A 16,362-nucleotide genomic window follows, 5' to 3' on the forward strand; every position below is an offset into this window, starting at 1 on the left:
CTACCGAGGCACCGGCAGCCGAACCCCCCTCCTACGCAAGGAACCCCCATGGCACTGATCGAACTCGAGGACGTCCGCCGCACCTTCACCGTGCGGGTCCGCACCGGCCGCTTCAGCCGGGTCAGGCGCGAGGTGCGCGCGGTGGACGGGCTGAGCTTCACCGTCGAGGCCGGCGAGTGCGTCGGCTACATCGGCCCCAACGGCGCCGGCAAGTCGACCACCATCAAGATGCTCACCGGCATCCTCGTGCCCAGCGGCGGGCGGCTGCGCGTCGCCGGAGCGGACCCGGCCCGCGAACGCGTCGCGCTGGCCCGCCGGATCGGCGTCGTCTTCGGCCAGCGCACCACGCTCTGGTGGGACCTCCCGCTCCGCGACTCCTTCGAACTCGCCCGCCGGATCTACCGCATCCCCGACCGCCGATATCGCGAGAACCTCGCCCGCTGCGTCGAACTGCTCGACCTGGAAGGACTGCTGGACACCCCCGTCCGCCAGCTCTCGCTCGGCCAGCGGATGCGCGGCGACCTCGCGGCGGCGCTGCTGCACGACCCGCAGGTGCTCTACCTGGACGAGCCGACCATCGGCCTGGACGTGGTCAGCAAGGGGAAGGTGCGCGAGTTCCTGCGCGAGGTGAACCGGGACCGGGGCACCACCGTGCTGCTCACCACGCACGACCTGACCGACATCGAGCAGCTCTGCGGCCGGGTGATGGTGATCGACCACGGCCGGGTCGTCTACGACGGCGGGCTGGACGGCCTGCACGCCACCGGGCGCAGCGAGCGCACCCTGGTGGTCGACCTGGCCGAGGCCCGGCCCGAGATCGAGGTGGACGGGGCCCGGGTGGTGAAGGTCGAGGGGCCCCGGCAGTGGCTGGCCTTCCCGGCGCAGCAGAGCGCCGCGCCGATCGTGGCGGCGGTGGCCGCGCGCTATCCGCTGGTGGACCTGTCGGTGCGCGAGCCGGCGATCGAGGACGTGATCGCGCGGATGTACACGGAGGCGGCGATCGGCTGAGCCTCCTGGACGGCCGGGACGGCCTGGACGGCCTGGACGGCCTGGACGCCTTGGACGCCTTGGACGCCCTGAAACGTCCGTTCGGGCGCTGTCACCCGTCCGGGGAGGGCACGTGACTCCCCGGCGGGCAGCCGAGTTGACGTTGCATCGCTCGGCGAACAGCACACCGGAGGGCAGCGCTTCTCGATGACCGGACCCGATGTGACCGTGGTGGTCGCGGTCTACAACACCATGCCCTACCTCACCGCCTGCCTGGACTCGCTGGTCGGGCAGACCCTGGCGCCCGGGCGGCTGGAGGTGGTGGTCGTCGACGACGGCTCCACGGACGGCGGCGAGGCCGTCCTGGACGACTACGCCGCCCGCCACCCCGGGCTGTTCCGGGTGGTGCACCAGCCCAACTCGGGCGGCCCGGCGGCCCCCACGAACCGGGGCCTGGCGCTGGCCCGCGGCCGCTACGTGCTGTTCCTCGGCGCGGACGACTGGCTCGGCGCCGAGGCGCTGGAGCGGCTGGTCACGGCGGCCGACGCCTGGGGTTCGGACGTGCTGGTGCCCAAGCAGGTCGGGGTGAACGGGCGGCTGGTGCCGCAGGGGATCTTCCACGCCAACGCCGAGTCCGTCGGTTTCACCGACTCGGCGCTGGCCTGGGCGCTGTCCGACACCAAGCTGTTCCGGATGGACCTCGTCCGGCGCCACGGGCTGCGCCGCGACGAGGAGCTGAAGGTCTTCTCGGACCAGCCGTTCACCCTGGAGGCCTGCCTGCGGGCGGCCCGGGTGTCCGTCCTCGCCGACTACGACTGCTACTTCCTGGTGCTGCGCGAGGACTTGGGCAACGTCACCCAGCGGGCCGGGGTGCTGGACCGGCTGCGCGGGATCGCGGCGTTGCAGCAGGTCGCCGCCGATCTGGCCGCGCCCGGAGGGGAGTTGGACGCGATCCGGGCCCGCAGCTTCGCCTGGGACGTGCCGCGGCTGCTCCAGGACGACTTCCTGCTGCTCGACGACGCCGTCCAGGAGCAGGTCTGCGCCGAGGTCGGCCGGCTGATCGAGCGCTTCGACGCCCGCGCGGTCTACCCGCGGCTGCCCGTCGCCGAGCGGCTGCGGCTCGAACTCGCCGCCGCCGTCCGGCCGGAGGCGCTGCGGGACCTGATCCGGTACGAGGCCGCGCACGGCGACCCGCCGGTGGTCGTCGACGGGCGGCGGCACTACGCGGGCTACCCGGCGTTCCGGGACGCCCGGCTGGGGCTGCCGGACGAGCTGTTCCTGCTGGGCGAGGAGCCGGTGCGGCTGCCACCGGAGGTCCCGCCGCTCAACCTGGCCCAGCAGCTGTGGCGCGGCGCCGTGCCGGCCCAGCTGCGGCGCGGGCTGCGGCGCTACCCGGTGTGGCGCCGGCTCGCCAACACGGTGAACGGGGGCCGGGGGTGAGCGGGGGCCCCGGAGGCCGGGGCCGCCGGAGGCTGGGGGCCCCGGAGGAAAGGGGACACGAGGATGAACGGGGTGCGGGGATGAACGGGGTGCGGGGATGAGCCGGACGATGGACGTGTGCGTGGTCGGGCTGGGCAAGCTGGGCCTGCCGCTGGCCGTGCAGTTCGCGCTGAAGGGTCACCGGGTGACGGGGGCGGACATCGCTCCCGGGGTCGTCCGCAGCGTCAACCAGGGCGTGCCGCCGTTCCCCCGGGAGGCGGGTTTGGACGAGGCCCTGAAGCAGGTGGTCGCCGAGGGGCGGCTGCGGGCCACCACCGACACCACGGCCGCCGTCGCCGCCGCCGAGGCCGTGGTGCTGGTCGTCCCGCTGGTCACCGCCGCCGACGGCACCCCGGACTTCGGCCTGCTCGACGCGGCCACCGACGCCGTCGCCGCCGGGCTGCGCCGGGGCACCCTGGTCAGCTACGAGACCACCCTGCCGGTCGGCGTCACCCGGGGCCGCTGGGCGCCCCGGCTGGCGGCCGGCTCCGGGCTGGCCGCCGGGGCGGACTTCGCGCTGGTGTTCAGCCCGGAGCGGGTCCGCACCGGGCGGGTCTTCGCCGACCTGCGGCGCTACCCCAAGCTGGTCGGCGGCGTGGACGCGGCCTCGACCCGGCGCGGCGCCGAGTTCTACCGGGCCGCGCTGGACTTCGACCCGCGTCCCGACCTGCCCCGGCCCAACGGCGTCTGGGAGCTGGCCTCGGTGGAGGCGGCGGAGTTCGCCAAGCTCGCCGAGACCACCTACCGGGACGTCAACATCGCGCTGGCCAACCAGTTCGCCCGGTACGCCGACCGGGTCGGGGTGGACTTCGCGGAGATCGCCGACGCGTGCAACTCGCAGCCGTACAGCCACCTGCACCGGCCCGGCATCGCGGTCGGCGGGCACTGCATCCCGGTGTACCCGCGGCTGTACCTGTGGAACGACCCGGGCGCGACGGTCGTGCGGGCCGCCCGGGAGGCCAACCTGGAGATGCCCGGGTACGCGGTCGGGGTGCTGGACGGCGCGTTGGCGGGCGGGATCGCCGGGCAGGGCGTGCTGGTGCTCGGGGCGGCGTACCGGGGCGGGGTCAAGGAGACGGCGTACTCCGGGGTGTTCCCGCTGGTCGAGGCGGTTCGGGCGGCGGGGGCGCGGCCGTACGTCAGCGATCCGCTGTACCGGGGCGGGGAGCTGGCGGCGCTCGGGCTGCCCCCGTACGACGGGGAGCCGGTGGTGGCGGCGGTGCTCCAGGCGGACCACCCGGAGTACCGGGAGCTGGCACCGGAGGACCTGCCGGGGGTGCGGGTGCTGCTGGACGGGAGGCGGTGCACGGATCCGGCGGCGTGGGCGGTCGAGGGGGTGCGGCGGATCGTGCTGGGCGGGGCGTGATCGTGCTGGGCGGAGCCCGAGGGGGTGCGGTTTCAGGCTCTGACGGGCGTGCGGGGCGCCGCGTCGGCGGGCACGGTGGACCGCACACGGTGTGAGGGGGCGGGTACGGGGCGTGCGCGCGGCGGCGCGCGAGGCGTGCCCGGTCGCGTGACCAGGCGCGTGATCGCGGGGCGCGCCCTCGCCCGCGCCGGGCAGCGGGCAGACTGGCGGGGTGAGTGACGAAGCCTTCAGCGGTACGGGCCCCGGGGTCCGGTTCACCGCCGCCGACGAGCAGAAGAGACATGGCGTCCGCCGGATGAAGACCATCGCGACCGGCCTGCTGGCCTTCGCGAGCCTGGTCTTCGCCCTCGCCACCTGGGCCAAGGCGGCCGGCGCCGGCGCCTGGGCCGGGTACGTGGCGGCGGCCGCCGAGGCGGGCATGGTCGGCGCGCTGGCCGACTGGTTCGCGGTGACGGCGCTGTTCCGCCGCCCGTTCGGCCTGCCGATCCCGCACACCGCGATCATCCCGACCAAGAAGGACGCCTTCGGGCGCTCGCTCGGCGACTTCGTCGGCGACAACTTCCTCTCCGGCCACGTGGTGCGCGGGCGCCTCGCGGCGCTGGGCATCGCCCGGCGGCTGGGGGAGTGGCTGGCCGCGCCGGGCAGCGCCGAGCGGGTCACCAAGGAGGCCTCGGCGGCGCTGCGCGGGGTGCTCGCGGTGCTCCGGGACGACGACGTGCAGGCGGTCGTCGCCGAGGCGGTGACCAGGCGTGCGGCGGCCACCTCGGTGGCCGAGCCGATGGGCCGGATGCTGGGCAAGGTGGTCGCGGACGGCGGGCACCACGGCGTGGTCGACCTGGTGGCCGTCCGGGCGCACGGCTGGCTGACCGCCAACCACGAGGAGGTGGTCCAGCGGGTCACCCAGAAGACCCCGGGCTGGACGCCCAAGTTCCTCGACCACCAGGTCGGCGAGCGGGTCTACAAGGAGCTGATGCGGTTCGTCACCGACATCCGGGACGACCCGGACCACCCGGCCCGCGGTGCCATCGACAACTTCCTCGCCGACTTCGCGACCGAACTGCAGACCGACCCGGAGACCATCGCCCGGGTGGAGCGGGCCAAGGTGGAACTGCTGGCCCGGCCCGAGGTGCAGGACCTGATCGCCTCCACCTGGGCGGCCGTCCGCACCCTGGTGGTGAACGCGGCCGGAGACGAGGACAGCGAACTGCGCCGGCGCATCCGCGAGGGCGTGGGCAGCTTCGGTGCACGCCTGGCCACCGACGCCAAGCTCCAGGCCAAGGTGGACGGCTGGCTCCAGGACGCCGCCCAGTACCTGGTCGACACCTACCGCGCCGAGATCACCTCGCTGATCTCCGAGACGGTGGCGGGCTGGGACGCCGACGACGCCTCCCGCAAGATCGAGGCCAACGTGGGCCGCGACCTGCAGTTCATCCGGATCAACGGCACCGTGGTCGGCGCCATGGCCGGGCTGCTCATCCACACCGTCGCGACCGCCCTCGGAGGCTGACCCCGGGGCGGCCTATCCTTGCCAGCACCTGTCGGTACGCGCGTAGAGGAAGTAGGGAACCACCGTGGTCCAGCCGGACGGAAGTCGGATCGGAAACCCCAGTGGCCAGGGGGGCATCGAGGCGTTCATCGCCGGGATGCCCAAGGCGGAGCTGCACGTCCACCACGTGGGTTCGGCCTCGCCGCGCGTCGTCGCCGAGCTGGCGGCCCGCCACCGCGGCCGGTCGAAGGTGCCGGTCGACCCGGCGGCGCTCGCCGAGTACTTCACCTTCACCGACTTCGCGCACTTCATCGACGTCTACCTGAGCGTCGTGGACCTGATCCGCGACGCCGAGGACGTCCGCGCGCTCACCTACGGCGTGGCCGAGGACATGGCGCGCCAGAACATCCGGTACGCCGAACTGACCATCACCCCGTACTCCTCGGTCAAGCGGGGCATCCCGGACGTCGCCTTCATGGAGGCGATCGAGGACGCCCGGCTGCGCGCCGAGAAGGAGCTCGGGGTCGTACTGCGCTGGTGCTTCGACATCCCCGGCGAGGCCGGTCTGGAGGCCGCCGAGGAGACCGCCCGACTCGCCGTCGACCTGGCCCCCGAGGGCCTGGTCAGCTTCGGCCTCGGCGGCCCGGAGATCGGTGTGCCGCGCCCGCAGTTCAAGCCCTACTTCGACCGGGCGCGGGCGGCCGGCCTGCGCAGCGTCCCGCACGCGGGCGAGACCACCGGGCCGGAGACGGTCTGGGACGCGATCCGGGTGCTCGGCGCCGAGCGCATCGGGCACGGCACGCAGTCGGTGAAGGACCCGGCGCTGCTGGACCACCTGGGTGAGCACCGGATCCCGCTGGAGGTCTGCCCGACCTCCAACATCGCCACCCGGGCGGTGGAGCGGATCGAGGAGCACCCGATCAAGCGGATGGTGGACGCCGGGCTGCTGGTCACGATCAACAGCGACGACCCGCCGATGTTCGGCACCGACCTCAACACCGAGTACGCCGTCGCGGCGCGGCTGCTGGGCCTGGACGAGTCCGGGGTGGCGGCGCTGGCGCGCAACGCGGTCGAGGCGTCCTTCCTGGACGTGGCGGGCAAGGCGCGGCTGGCCGGCGAGATCGACGCGTACCTGGCGGGCTGGAAGGCCTGATTCCCGGCGTCCGCCCTGGTGGACGCCCCGTGAGCCCCGTGAACCGCCCCGCCGGCACCTGCCGGCGGGGCGGTTCTCTGTTCCCGCCCGGAGGTGGTGCCAAAGTGGCGCCACTAATGGCTCGACATGGCACCACTGCTGTGCCATGCTGAAGCCATGGACCTCACGCCGTACGTCGAAAACCTTCGGAACGAGCTCGCGGTGGCCGCGGGCACGGGCGGGGACGAAGCCCGTGCGCTGGCCGAGCGGCTGACGCTGCCGCTGGATTCGGCCGTGCGGCTCACCCTGCTCAACGCGCTCTCGGCCGCGATGGGCGAAGTGACCCGCGAGCTCGCCCCCGGCTCGGTGGACGTGCGGCTGCGCGGGCTCGATCCCGAGTTCGTCGTCACCGTACCGCCCGGCGCCGACACCTTCCACGGCGATGCGCCGCCCGTGGTGCCACCGATGGCGCCGATGGTGGCGTCGGTGGCACCAGTGGCGCCGCCCGTGGTGCCGGAGTCGGACGAGACGGGCACGGCCCGGATCAACCTGCGCCTGCCCGCCCACCTCAAGGCCCGGGCTGAGGAGGCCGCCGGGCAGGAGGGCCTCTCCCTCAACGCCTGGCTGGTCCGGGCCGTCGCCGGCGCGCTGGAGGCCGGCGAGCCGGCCGCCCGCCCGGCCGCCGCACCGGCCCCCCAGCCCGCGGTCCGCCCGCGCCGCGGCGGCCAGGGCTTCACCGGCTGGGTCCACTGACGCTTCCGCCCGCTCTACCCGCTCCATCCGTTCCGCCCGCTCGACCCGCTCCGCCTGCTAGACCCGCTCCATCCGCTCCATCCGCGCTCCATCCGCAACGACGTCACCCCCGCTCCGACCAGCGGGAACACCCATCAGAGTCAAGAGGACGGGACAGCCATGCCTACGTACGAGACCGACGGACCGATCTCCGCCACCCTCGAATTCGAGATCGGCTCGGTGCGGATCAGCGCGAGCAAGCGCACCGACACCGTGGTCGAGGTCAAGCCCGCCAACCCCGCCGAGGAGGCCGACGTCAAGGCCGCCCAGCAGACCCAGGTCGACTACGCCGGCGGCCGGTTCACCCTCAAGGGCCCGAAGAAGCGCTCGCCGTTCGGCCGGATCGGCTCGATCGACATCCTGATCGAGCTGCCGGCGGGCTCGGAGATCAACGCCGACGCCCCGATGGCCACCTTCGTCGCCGAAGGCCCGCTCGGCGACTGCCGGCTGAAGACCTCGCTCGGCCGGATCCAGGTCGAGCAGGCCGCGAGCGCGCGGCTCAAGACCGACCACGGGGAGGTCCGGGTCGACTCGGTCGACGGGGACGCGGAGGTCTCCGGGCTCGGCCGGGTCGCGGTCGGCACGGTCGGGGGCGCGCTGACGGTCAAGAACAGCAACGGCGACACGGAGGTCCGCGAGGTCCACGGGGCGCTCAAGGCGAGCTCCTCCTTCGGCCGGATCGAGGTCGGCACCGCCCACGCGGGGGTGGACGCCAAGACGGCGCACGGCCCGATCCGGATCGGCCGGGTGGTGCGCGGCCAGGTCACCATGCAGACCTCCCTGGGGGACTTGGAGGTCGGCATCGCGGAGGGCACGGCGGCCTGGCTCGACGTGCACAGCAAGGTCGGCACCGTGCGCAACGCCCTCGGCGCGGCGCAGGGCCCGGGCGACGCCCGGGAGACCGTCGAGGTCCGCGGCCGCACCCAGCTCGGCGACGTCGTGATCCGGAGGGCGTGATGGCGGCGATCTCGGCAGTCGGACTGACCAAGTCCTACGGCGACAAGGCCGTGCTGAACGGCATCGACCTGGAGATCCCGGCGGGCAGCGTGTTCGCCCTGCTCGGGCCGAACGGCGCCGGCAAGACCACCACCGTGCAGATCCTTTCCACCCTGATCCCGGCCGACGGCGGGGTGGCCCGGGTGGCCGGGCACGACGTGGTCGAGCAGGCCTCCGGGGTGCGGGCGGCGATCGGTGTCACCGGCCAGTTCTCGGCGGTGGACAACCTACTCACCGCCGAGGAGAACCTGCTGCTGATGGCGGACCTCAACCACCTCCCCCGTCGGGAGGGGCGGAGGCGGGCCGAGGATCTGCTGCGGCGGTTCGACCTCACGGAGGCCGCGCGCAAGCCGGTCGTCACCTTCTCCGGCGGCATGCGGCGCAAGCTCGACCTGGCGATGACGCTGGTCGGCGATCCGCAGGTGATCTTCCTCGACGAGCCGACCACCGGGCTGGACCCGCGCAGCCGGCGGACGATGTGGGAGATCATCCGGGGGCTGGTCGCCGACCACGGGGTGACGATCTTCCTCACCACCCAGTACCTGGAGGAGGCCGACGAACTCGCCGACCGGATCGCCGTCTTGGACGGCGGGCGGATCGTCGCCGAGGGCACGGCGGACGAGCTGAAGCGGATCGTCCCCGGCGGGCGGATCCGGCTCCAGTTCGCGGACGCCGCCCAACTGGGGGCTGCCGCCGGGCTGTTCGACTACGCGGCGGTCGACACCGAGGCGCTGCGGCTGGACATCCCGGGGGACAACTCCGTGGTCACCGTGAAGGCGGTGCTGGACGCGCTCGACAACGCCTCGGTCCAGGCCGAGTCGCTGGTCGTGGAGACGGCCGATCTGGACGACGTGTTCCTCACTCTGACCGGGGAGGGCGCCCGATGAGCGCTTCGGTGAGCTACGCGGTCAGTGACTCGCTGACCATGCTGCGGCGCAACCTCAAGCACGCGCTGAGGTATCCGTCGCTGACCTTCGCGGTCGTGATCATGCCGGTGATGATGCTGCTGCTGTTCAACTACGCCTTCGGCGGCGCGCTCGGCGCGGGCATCGGCGGCGGCAGCTACATCGACTACGTGACACCCGGAATCCTGCTGATGGCGGCCGCCTCGGGGTCGCTGGTCACGGCGATCGGGGTCTGCGTCGACATGACGGAAGGCATCGTCAACCGCTTCCGCACGATGGCGATCTCACGCTCGGCCTTCCTGGCCGGGCACGTGGTCGGCAGCGTGATACAGACCATGCTCGGCCTGGTCCTGGTGGTCGGCGCGGCGCTCGCGATGGGCTTCCGGCCCAACGCCGGGCTGGTGGAATGGCTGGCGGCCGTCGGACTGCTGCTGTTCGTCACTGTCGCGCTGACCTGGATATCGGCGGGCATCGGGTTGGTCGCCAAGACGGTGGAGAGCGCCAGCAACCTGCCGATGCCGATACAGTTCCTGCCCTTCATCGGCAGCGCGATCGTCCCGCCCGACTCGATGCCGACCGCCCTGCGGTGGTTCGCCGAGTACCAGCCGTTCACGCCGATCATCGAGACCCTGCGGGGGCTGCTGATGGGCACCCCGATCGGCAACAGCGCCTGGAGCGCGCTGGCGTGGTGCACCGGGCTGACGCTGATCGGCTACTTCTGGTCGAGGAGCGTCTTCTACCGGCGGTGACGGGGGTGCGGCCGGTAGCGGGAGGCCCGGGAGGACAGCGATGTCCGCCCGGGCCTCCCGGCGTCGTGGCCGGTCCTGAGTCTTGGCCGGTACCGAGTCGCGGCCGGTGGTGGTGGACGCCCAGGGCCTGGGCCGGAGCCGATCGGAGCCCCAACCGCCGGACATCCGGTAGTAAAGTCCGGGCAAAGGCTCACCCTGGGGAGGGGCGCATGACGGCGGCACGTCGCAAGCGGATCGTGTGGTGGCTCAGAGGTGTGGCGCTGGCGGCGTTCCTGGTCTATCTGCCGGGCTATCAGGCCTCGTTCTCAGGCGGGCTGGTGGAGGTCGAGCGCTGGCTCAACCATCCGCTGCCGCTGCTCGGCGCCACCGTCGTGCTGGCCGTGGTCTCGCTGGTGATCCAGTTCGAGTTCCGCACCTGGTGGTCGCAGGTCGGCTGCGCGGCCGCCCTGGTGTCGCTCGTCTTCCTCGCTGGGGTGGCCGTGCTCCTGTCGTTGCTGCTCGACCGCGACGGGCAGCCCGTCAGCCGGAAGAGCCACCCGGAGCACCCGGACCGCGTGCTGACCGTGACCGACGTCGCCTTCTCGATCGACCCGATCTACCGGGTCGAGCTGTTGACCGGCAGCGGTTGGTCCGCCCGCCACTGGGAACTGGGCGAATGGGACATCCGTGGCGGCGAGTTCGGCAGGATCGACTGGTCCGGGCCGGACCGGATCGCTGTGACCGGGGTGAAGGGGACCGAGACCGCGGTGTTCACCCTCGACCCGGACGGCCGGCCGATCAGGCAGGGTCTGACGCCCCGGTAGGCCGGGAGACCGGGAGGCCGGTAGAGCTGGGGGGCGGTAGAGCTGGGGGGCGGCAGGGCCCGGGGGGGGGGGGGGGGGGGGGGGGGGGGGGGGGGGGGGGGAAACCCCCCCCCGGGGGGGGGGGCCCCCCCCCCCCGGGCCCGGGCGGGGTTACCAGGTGTCGATGCCCATCTTCTTGGCCGCGTCGTGGACGGCCTTGTAGTGGGCGTGCGACATGCCGGACTGCTTGTCCTTCTCGGGCAGGTTCTTGTCCGCCGCGCGGAACTCGTCGCGGGCCTCGGCGAGCAGGCTCGTGCCGTAGGACACGGGGACGTCCTTGACACCGTGGGACGGGTGGGTCTTCTCGGCCGTCTTGCTGCCCGCCTTGATCAGGATGTCGCGGGCCTTGTTGAAGTCGTCGGCCTTGACCGTCTTCGGGTTGCTGAGCTGGGCCTGCACCCGGGCCGTCGGCTGGGCCGGCGCGGTGCCTGCGGCCATGGCGGGAGCGGCAGCGGCGGCGCCGAGGGCGCCGGCGGCGGCGACTGCCACGAGGGCGTTCCGGAGGGTCCTGTTCATGGATATCGATCCCTTCGCAATGTCTAAGCATCAGTGCCCGCAACGGACTTGGAGTCCGTGGGAGTGCGAACTCCTCGGCACTACCCCGGCCCTCGTCGGCGGCAAACCGGCGTCGGTTCGGGGGTGGTTGGGGAGCGGCAGGATCAGGCCGTCTTGTGAATATGGGGTTATCGGACGGCTGGGTCAGCAGGGGCGAAAGAGTCTCAAGGGGACGGCCAGGACCGGGTGTGCGGAGGGCGGGCCGTTCGTCGAACGGCCCGCCCGATGCGGTGGGTCAGACGTCGAACTCGCCGGCGCGGATGGCGGAGACGAGGTCGCGCCATTCGGTGACATCGAGTTGGGCGATCGCGTCGGGCCGGAGGCTGCTGCGGACATAGACGGCGTCGGAGGTGACGGCCACCTCCGGGCAGCTCGCGGCGTCGCCGCAAGACTCAGGACGCTGCCAGGTCAGATCCTTCATTGTGCTGGCCTTCCTAGGTTCGGGCCTGCCGGTCGAAATTGCCGGCGCGGATGGCGGAGAGGAGGTTGGGCCATTCGTCGGTGGTGAGTTGGGCGATGGCGTCGGGCCGGAGGTTGCTGCGGACATAGATGGCATCGGAGGTAACGGCCACCTCGGGACAGTTGTTGCCGTCTCCACGAGCCGTGGGGCGTTTCCAGATCAGGTCTTTCATCGTGCGGATCGCCTCTGTTCGGCGCGCTACAGGTCAAGCTCTCCGGAGCGGATGGCGGAGACGAGGTCGCGCCATTCGGTGGGGGTGAGTTGGGCGATGGCGTCGGGTAGAAGAGTGCTGCGGATGTATACGACATCGGGACCTATGGCCACCTCGGGGCAGGAGTTGCCGTCTGCGCAGGCCTTGGGGCGCTTCCAGTGGAGGGTCTTCATGGCTTAGATCTCTTTCTTGATAAGCCTGATGGCATCACGAGACTGGCTCTCGGTGAGAGACCGCTCGGCCATCGTGTCAATGATGTGGCGGTAGTTCTTCAAGTGCTTCTGCTCATGTAGGAACGCCGGGCCGCCTACTGCGTCGAGCTGGACGGTGTCCAAGCGGGGAACTGGCCCCTTCGCGTAGAAGATGCCTTGGCCCGCACCAATGAACCCATTGGTGCTGAAGGTGATCACTCGAAGTGCCACGTGGGGAAGTTCCGAGTACTCAAGCAGCTTGTCCAGCTGATTCTTTGCGGCATCGCGGCCACCGAACAGCATGCGCAGGGCGGCTTCGTGAACCAGCGCCGAGTACGGTTGAGCACCTTCGCTCATCAGTAGTGCCGAGCGCTGAAGTCGGTGCTCGACACGTGCTTCGAGGAGCCGAGGCGGAAGCGTCGGGTAGACGTCTTTGAAGATCGCTCTCCCGTACTCCTCTGTCTGCATAGCGCCGGGAATGTGCGAGATCTGATAGGTGAGCATTCCCCTGGCGAAGTACTCCATCTCGGCGATGTTGAGGAAGCCAGGCGGCACGGACCCTCGGTAGTCCTCCCACCAACCCTTGTGGCGTTCCTCGGCCATGGCCGCGAGCGCTTCCACGAAGGCGCGATCGCTCTCCTCATAGTCGCAAGCGAGCATGCGTACCCGCTCGGCGCTGATCGGGTACTGCCCCTTCTCGATCTGAGTGATCTTCGGTCGGGCGAATCCGAACAACGCGGCGGCTTCGGCAGTTGTGCGGCCCGCGCAGTCGCGCATCTTCCGCAGCTCGGTGCCTACTCGTTCCTGCCTGGCTGACGGGGTGGTTCGTGGTGGCATGCCCTCAAGCATCCATCGCGATCCCGCGAAGGGTCCAGCAATCCATCGATCGAGTGAAGGTTGGGGTAGAAGTACCCGTACATGTACCACCAATGCCCTACAGTCGGTGACGCACCGATCACCGAGATGGGCGTCATTGTCCCGCTCGGCATTTCCCCTTCACCTCTCCGGGAGATCCCTGTGCGTAACCTCAACTCCCCCTCCCTCGCCCTCGCTCGCGACACCCTCCGCGACGGCATGACCCGCGTCGGCTGGTCGCCCTCCTCCATCGCGGACGCCGAGCTCGCCCTCGTCGAACTGATCGTCAACGCCTGGCGTCACGGCGAGACGACCTCCCCCGTCGTCCTCATCCACTTCCTCTCGAATACTCTCCGCGTCACCGTCGCGGACCGCTCCTCCACCCTCCCCGAGCAGCGAACGCCGTGCCCGCTCGCCGAGTCCGGCCGGGGCCTCCAGCTGGTCGCCGGCCTCACCCACCGGTGGGGCGTCGACCCCCTGAAGCTGGGCAAAATCGTTTGGTTCGAGCTGGACGGTGTCGCGTGATCGCCCACCACCCCATCCATCCGGCCGATCCGGCGCTGCGCCACCTCACGGCCCGCCAGATCACCGGACTCATCGTCGAACTCCGCACCGAGGGGCGTGAGTTCGGGATCCTCTGGCCCTCCGCCCAGCCCGGCGAGACCGACCTCAACGGCCGCGCCCTCGTCTCCCTCGGCAACATCCCGGCCAGCACCCTCATCAACCTCCTCGCCCTCCTCCGCGAGTACAAGCGCGAGCGGGACCGCCGCCGATGCTAGGTCTCCTGACCTTCAACCTCCTGGCCTCCCTCCTCGGCGCCCTCTGCGAAACCCGCGCCCGCCACCTCCACGACCGCACGGCCGCCTACGCAGTGCTTGCCTCATGTCAAGCCTGCGATTCCGCACGGCACTTCGCGGTACCGACGTGCGAGTTCGGTCGGCAGGTAGCCTCCGGGTGGTGAGCACCGATTTTCAGCAGGCGCGGCTGTCACTCGGTGTGCGGCTACGGGAGTTGCGCACCGAGGCGGGCGTGAACGGCCGCGACCTCGCCGGACGGCTGGGCTGGCCGGCGTCGAAGATTTCGAAGCTGGAGAACGGCAAGCAGACGGCCACTCCCGCGGATCTTCATGCGTGGGCCGAAGCGCTGGGATGCCCCGAGACCGCTGCCGAGTTGAAGGGCAGGCTGCAAGGCCTGGAGTACCGCTATCGGGGATGGAAGCGGGTGCTGGCCGGCGGGCACCGGGTGCGCGAGGAAGCCGGAGTCAGGCACGGCCGGGAGGCGGCGGTGACCACCGGCTACGAACCTGCCATCATCCCGGGCATTTTCCAGATCGCGGAATACGCCCGCCACGTCCTGACTCGCGCAACCGATCTGGATGACGGGCCACGTGACATCGAGGAAGGAGTATGTGCCCGGTTGAAGCGCCAGGAGTCCCTCTACCAGCGAGGGAAGCGCTTCCGCTTCATCATGTCCGAGGCCGCGCTGTACGTGCAGATCTGTCCGCCCGACGTTCTGGCTGCTCAACTCGACCGTCTGGGAGGCCTGCTGGGGCTCGACTCGGTTGAGGTGGGGATCGTTCCGCTCGGGGCTCCGGTGGCGGTCATTCCCAAGCACGGCTTCTGGATCTACGACGACAGGCTCGCGATCGTCGAGACGTGGAACGCTGAGCTGTGGCTCGACGAACCCGCCGACATCGCTCTGTACCGGAAGGTCTGGGGAAAGCTGCACGATGCTGCGGTGTACGGCCCCGCGGCACACCGGCTGATCTCCCGTGCGCGCTCGACGCTGGCACTGGCAGCCACCTGAGCAACGTGCGGAAGCCTCGCCGCGCATAGGAGAAATGCGGAGAAATGCGGCTCACACCGGCATGGTTGGGCCTCTACCGTGTCGGACAGGACCTTGCCGGCACCCGAGTGACCGGCACCGATCGAGAGGAGCCGGAATGGGCGAGCACGGAGACGGCAAGGGTGGCGAGGACGGGGACAAGAAGCAGTCCCCGAAGGAGTCCGACGGCCAGTGGACCAAGCCCGTGAAGCCGTCGAAGAAGTGAGCTCCAACTGATGGATGAATACGCACAGTTGCTGGCGCGGATGGAATCGGCGGGGGCGCTGGGCGAGGGGTGGCGGGGCGCGTTCGAGCGTGCCCCGCGCTCTTCCTTCGTCCCGGACTCCGTCTGGGCCCCGGACGACGACAGCCCGACCGGCTACGGCCGGATCACCCGGGCCGACCACCCGGACTCCTGGTGGGCGCTGGTGAACGCCGACGAGGTGGTGGTCACCCAGATCGATGACGGCCTCGATACCGGGCCGGGCATCGCCACCTCCTCGGCCTCCATGCCCTCCCTCGTCGCGAGAATGCTCCGGCACCTGGACGTGGTCGACGGGAACACCGTGCTCGACATCGGCACCGGCACGGGATGGACGAGCGCGCTCCTCTCCGCCAGGCTCGGTGACGTCCACGTGACCACCGTCGAGGTCGATCGAGCGGTCGCCGCCGCAGCGGTCCGACGGCTCACCGCAGCGGGCTTCCATCCCAGTTGCTCGACCGGCGACGGCCTCGAAGGCCGGCCCCTCCGGGCGCCTTACGATCGCATCCATTCCACGGCGGCGGTTCGCCGACTGCCGCGTGCCTGGCTCGAACAGACCCGCCCCGGCGGCGTGATCGTCACCCCCTGGGGCACGCCCTACGCCAACGCCGGACTCCTGCGCGTGGTGGTCGGCGTGCCGGGGGAGCCCTCCCGGGGCAAGTTCGTGGACAACGCCAGCTTCATGTGGGTCCGCAGCCAGCGCCCCCACCCGGTGGCCGAACCGACCGGCCGGCCGATCCTCCGGGGCTCGTCGCCGATCGACCCGGAGCTGGCGCTGGAGAACGTGGACGTGGCGTTCGCCATCGGCCTCCGGGTGCCCGGCGTTCGGTATCACCACACCTGGGACGACGCGGACCCCGGCGGCACCTATCGGATGCGGCTCTCCGACGGCGCCGGCTCCTGGGCGTCCGTCCGCCACCACGACTGGGGCGCCGCCGACGCAGTCCAGCAGGCCGGGCCCCGCCGCCTGTGGGACGAGATCGTCCGCGCCCGCCGACGATGGCTCGCCGACGGCGAACCGGACCTCACCCGCTTCGGCGTGACGATGACGCCGACCGGCGAACAGCACGTGTGGCTCGACGAGCCCGGCAACCTGATCGGATGACCCAGCCGCGAACCCCCAGGCACCTGACCTGAGCCCCCGCGCAGGAAGTCGGCCCGGCCGACTTCCTGCGCGGGGGCCTTCGAAGCCCCGCCGCATCCCCTTCGTCCCTTTTTTTGTCTTTTTTTGAGGTTTCCCAACCCGTGGGAACAATGGTAAGAGTAGGCA

Annotated in this window: 19 protein-coding genes; 14 read left to right on the forward strand and 5 right to left on the reverse strand. The window is 71.3% G+C overall.

Annotated elements, in window-relative coordinates; translation table 11 throughout:
- Nucleotides 1–48: 48 nt before the first annotated feature.
- The 10 genes from AC07AL_RS28750 (at nucleotide 49) to AC07AL_RS28795 (ending at nucleotide 10,695) form a co-directional block, all read left to right on the forward strand.
- A complete protein-coding gene (locus AC07AL_RS28750) occupies nucleotides 49–1,008 on the forward strand; it encodes an ABC transporter ATP-binding protein (protein ID WP_363583730.1) in 960 nt (319 codons plus the stop codon).
- Nucleotides 1,009–1,194: 186 nt separating this feature from the next.
- Complete coding sequence (locus AC07AL_RS28755) at nucleotides 1,195–2,427, forward strand: glycosyltransferase family 2 protein (RefSeq protein WP_363583728.1); 1,233 nt, start codon at nucleotides 1,195–1,197, stop codon at nucleotides 2,425–2,427.
- A gap of 109 nt (nucleotides 2,428–2,536) precedes the next feature.
- On the forward strand, nucleotides 2,537–3,832 hold the full coding sequence (locus AC07AL_RS28760; RefSeq protein ID WP_363583767.1) for a nucleotide sugar dehydrogenase: 1,296 nt from the start codon (nucleotides 2,537–2,539) through the stop codon (nucleotides 3,830–3,832).
- Between the two features lie 211 nt (nucleotides 3,833–4,043).
- A complete protein-coding gene (locus AC07AL_RS28765; RefSeq protein ID WP_363620046.1) occupies nucleotides 4,044–5,339 on the forward strand; it encodes a DUF445 domain-containing protein in 1,296 nt (431 codons plus the stop codon).
- A gap of 64 nt (nucleotides 5,340–5,403) precedes the next feature.
- A complete protein-coding gene (locus tag AC07AL_RS28770; protein ID WP_363583724.1) occupies nucleotides 5,404–6,471 on the forward strand; it encodes an adenosine deaminase in 1,068 nt (355 codons plus the stop codon).
- 156 nt (nucleotides 6,472–6,627) lie between these two features.
- Nucleotides 6,628–7,203 carry a YlcI/YnfO family protein gene (locus AC07AL_RS28775; protein WP_400986658.1) on the forward strand — a complete coding sequence of 192 codons (576 nt, stop codon included), beginning with the start codon at nucleotides 6,628–6,630 and terminating at the stop codon, nucleotides 7,201–7,203.
- A 159-nt stretch (nucleotides 7,204–7,362) separates the two neighbouring features.
- Nucleotides 7,363–8,199 carry a DUF4097 family beta strand repeat-containing protein gene (locus AC07AL_RS28780; protein ID WP_350881231.1) on the forward strand — a complete coding sequence of 279 codons (837 nt, stop codon included), beginning with the start codon at nucleotides 7,363–7,365 and terminating at the stop codon, nucleotides 8,197–8,199.
- Nucleotides 8,199–9,125, forward strand: a complete 927-nt coding sequence (locus tag AC07AL_RS28785; protein WP_400331541.1) for an ATP-binding cassette domain-containing protein — start codon at nucleotides 8,199–8,201, stop codon at nucleotides 9,123–9,125. The genes AC07AL_RS28780 and AC07AL_RS28785 overlap by 1 nt, the downstream gene beginning before the upstream one ends.
- On the forward strand, nucleotides 9,122–9,892 hold the full coding sequence (locus AC07AL_RS28790) for an ABC transporter permease (RefSeq protein ID WP_363583716.1): 771 nt from the start codon (nucleotides 9,122–9,124) through the stop codon (nucleotides 9,890–9,892). The genes AC07AL_RS28785 and AC07AL_RS28790 overlap by 4 nt, the downstream gene beginning before the upstream one ends.
- Nucleotides 9,893–10,101: 209 nt before the next feature.
- The gene (locus tag AC07AL_RS28795; protein WP_400986655.1) at nucleotides 10,102–10,695 is read left to right on the forward strand and encodes a hypothetical protein; all 594 of its coding nucleotides are present in this window, start codon (nucleotides 10,102–10,104) and stop codon (nucleotides 10,693–10,695) included.
- A 150-nt stretch (nucleotides 10,696–10,845) separates the two neighbouring features.
- Here the strand turns inward: AC07AL_RS28795 and AC07AL_RS28800 are convergent, their stop codons facing one another.
- The 5 genes from AC07AL_RS28800 to AC07AL_RS28820 form a co-directional block, all read right to left on the reverse strand.
- Nucleotides 10,846–11,250, reverse strand: coding sequence for a hypothetical protein (locus AC07AL_RS28800; protein WP_363628127.1), 405 nt, complete (start codon nucleotides 11,248–11,250; stop codon nucleotides 10,846–10,848).
- 274 nt (nucleotides 11,251–11,524) lie between these two features.
- Nucleotides 11,525–11,710: a DUF397 domain-containing protein gene (locus tag AC07AL_RS28805; protein ID WP_400986651.1), complete on the reverse strand. Its 186-nt coding sequence runs from the start codon at nucleotides 11,708–11,710 to the stop codon at nucleotides 11,525–11,527.
- Between the two features lie 13 nt (nucleotides 11,711–11,723).
- Complete coding sequence (locus AC07AL_RS28810; protein ID WP_400986649.1) at nucleotides 11,724–11,921, reverse strand: hypothetical protein; 198 nt, start codon at nucleotides 11,919–11,921, stop codon at nucleotides 11,724–11,726.
- Between the two features lie 26 nt (nucleotides 11,922–11,947).
- Complete coding sequence (locus AC07AL_RS28815; protein ID WP_400986647.1) at nucleotides 11,948–12,133, reverse strand: DUF397 domain-containing protein; 186 nt, start codon at nucleotides 12,131–12,133, stop codon at nucleotides 11,948–11,950.
- A gap of 3 nt (nucleotides 12,134–12,136) precedes the next feature.
- Nucleotides 12,137–13,000 (reverse strand): helix-turn-helix domain-containing protein, encoded by an 864-nt coding sequence (locus AC07AL_RS28820; RefSeq protein WP_478318733.1) that lies wholly within the window; start codon nucleotides 12,998–13,000, stop codon nucleotides 12,137–12,139.
- A 168-nt stretch (nucleotides 13,001–13,168) separates the two neighbouring features.
- Between AC07AL_RS28820 and AC07AL_RS28825 the strand changes: the two genes are divergently transcribed.
- The 4 genes from AC07AL_RS28825 to AC07AL_RS28840 all read left to right on the forward strand — a co-directional run bounded on the left by AC07AL_RS28825 (nucleotide 13,169) and on the right by AC07AL_RS28840 (nucleotide 16,197).
- Complete coding sequence (locus AC07AL_RS28825) at nucleotides 13,169–13,531, forward strand: ATP-binding protein (RefSeq protein ID WP_478318735.1); 363 nt, start codon at nucleotides 13,169–13,171, stop codon at nucleotides 13,529–13,531.
- Nucleotides 13,528–13,785, forward strand: coding sequence for a hypothetical protein (locus AC07AL_RS28830; protein WP_350881245.1), 258 nt, complete (start codon nucleotides 13,528–13,530; stop codon nucleotides 13,783–13,785). Before AC07AL_RS28825 ends, AC07AL_RS28830 begins: the two co-directional genes overlap by 4 nt.
- Nucleotides 13,786–13,963: 178 nt before the next feature.
- On the forward strand, nucleotides 13,964–14,812 hold the full coding sequence (locus AC07AL_RS28835) for a helix-turn-helix domain-containing protein (protein WP_350881247.1): 849 nt from the start codon (nucleotides 13,964–13,966) through the stop codon (nucleotides 14,810–14,812).
- Nucleotides 14,813–15,066: 254 nt separating this feature from the next.
- Nucleotides 15,067–16,197: a methyltransferase domain-containing protein gene (locus AC07AL_RS28840; RefSeq protein ID WP_363583704.1), complete on the forward strand. Its 1,131-nt coding sequence runs from the start codon at nucleotides 15,067–15,069 to the stop codon at nucleotides 16,195–16,197.
- Nucleotides 16,198–16,362 lie beyond the last annotated feature (165 nt).

It is taken from the genome of Kitasatospora sp. NPDC043949 (assembly GCF_056435365.1).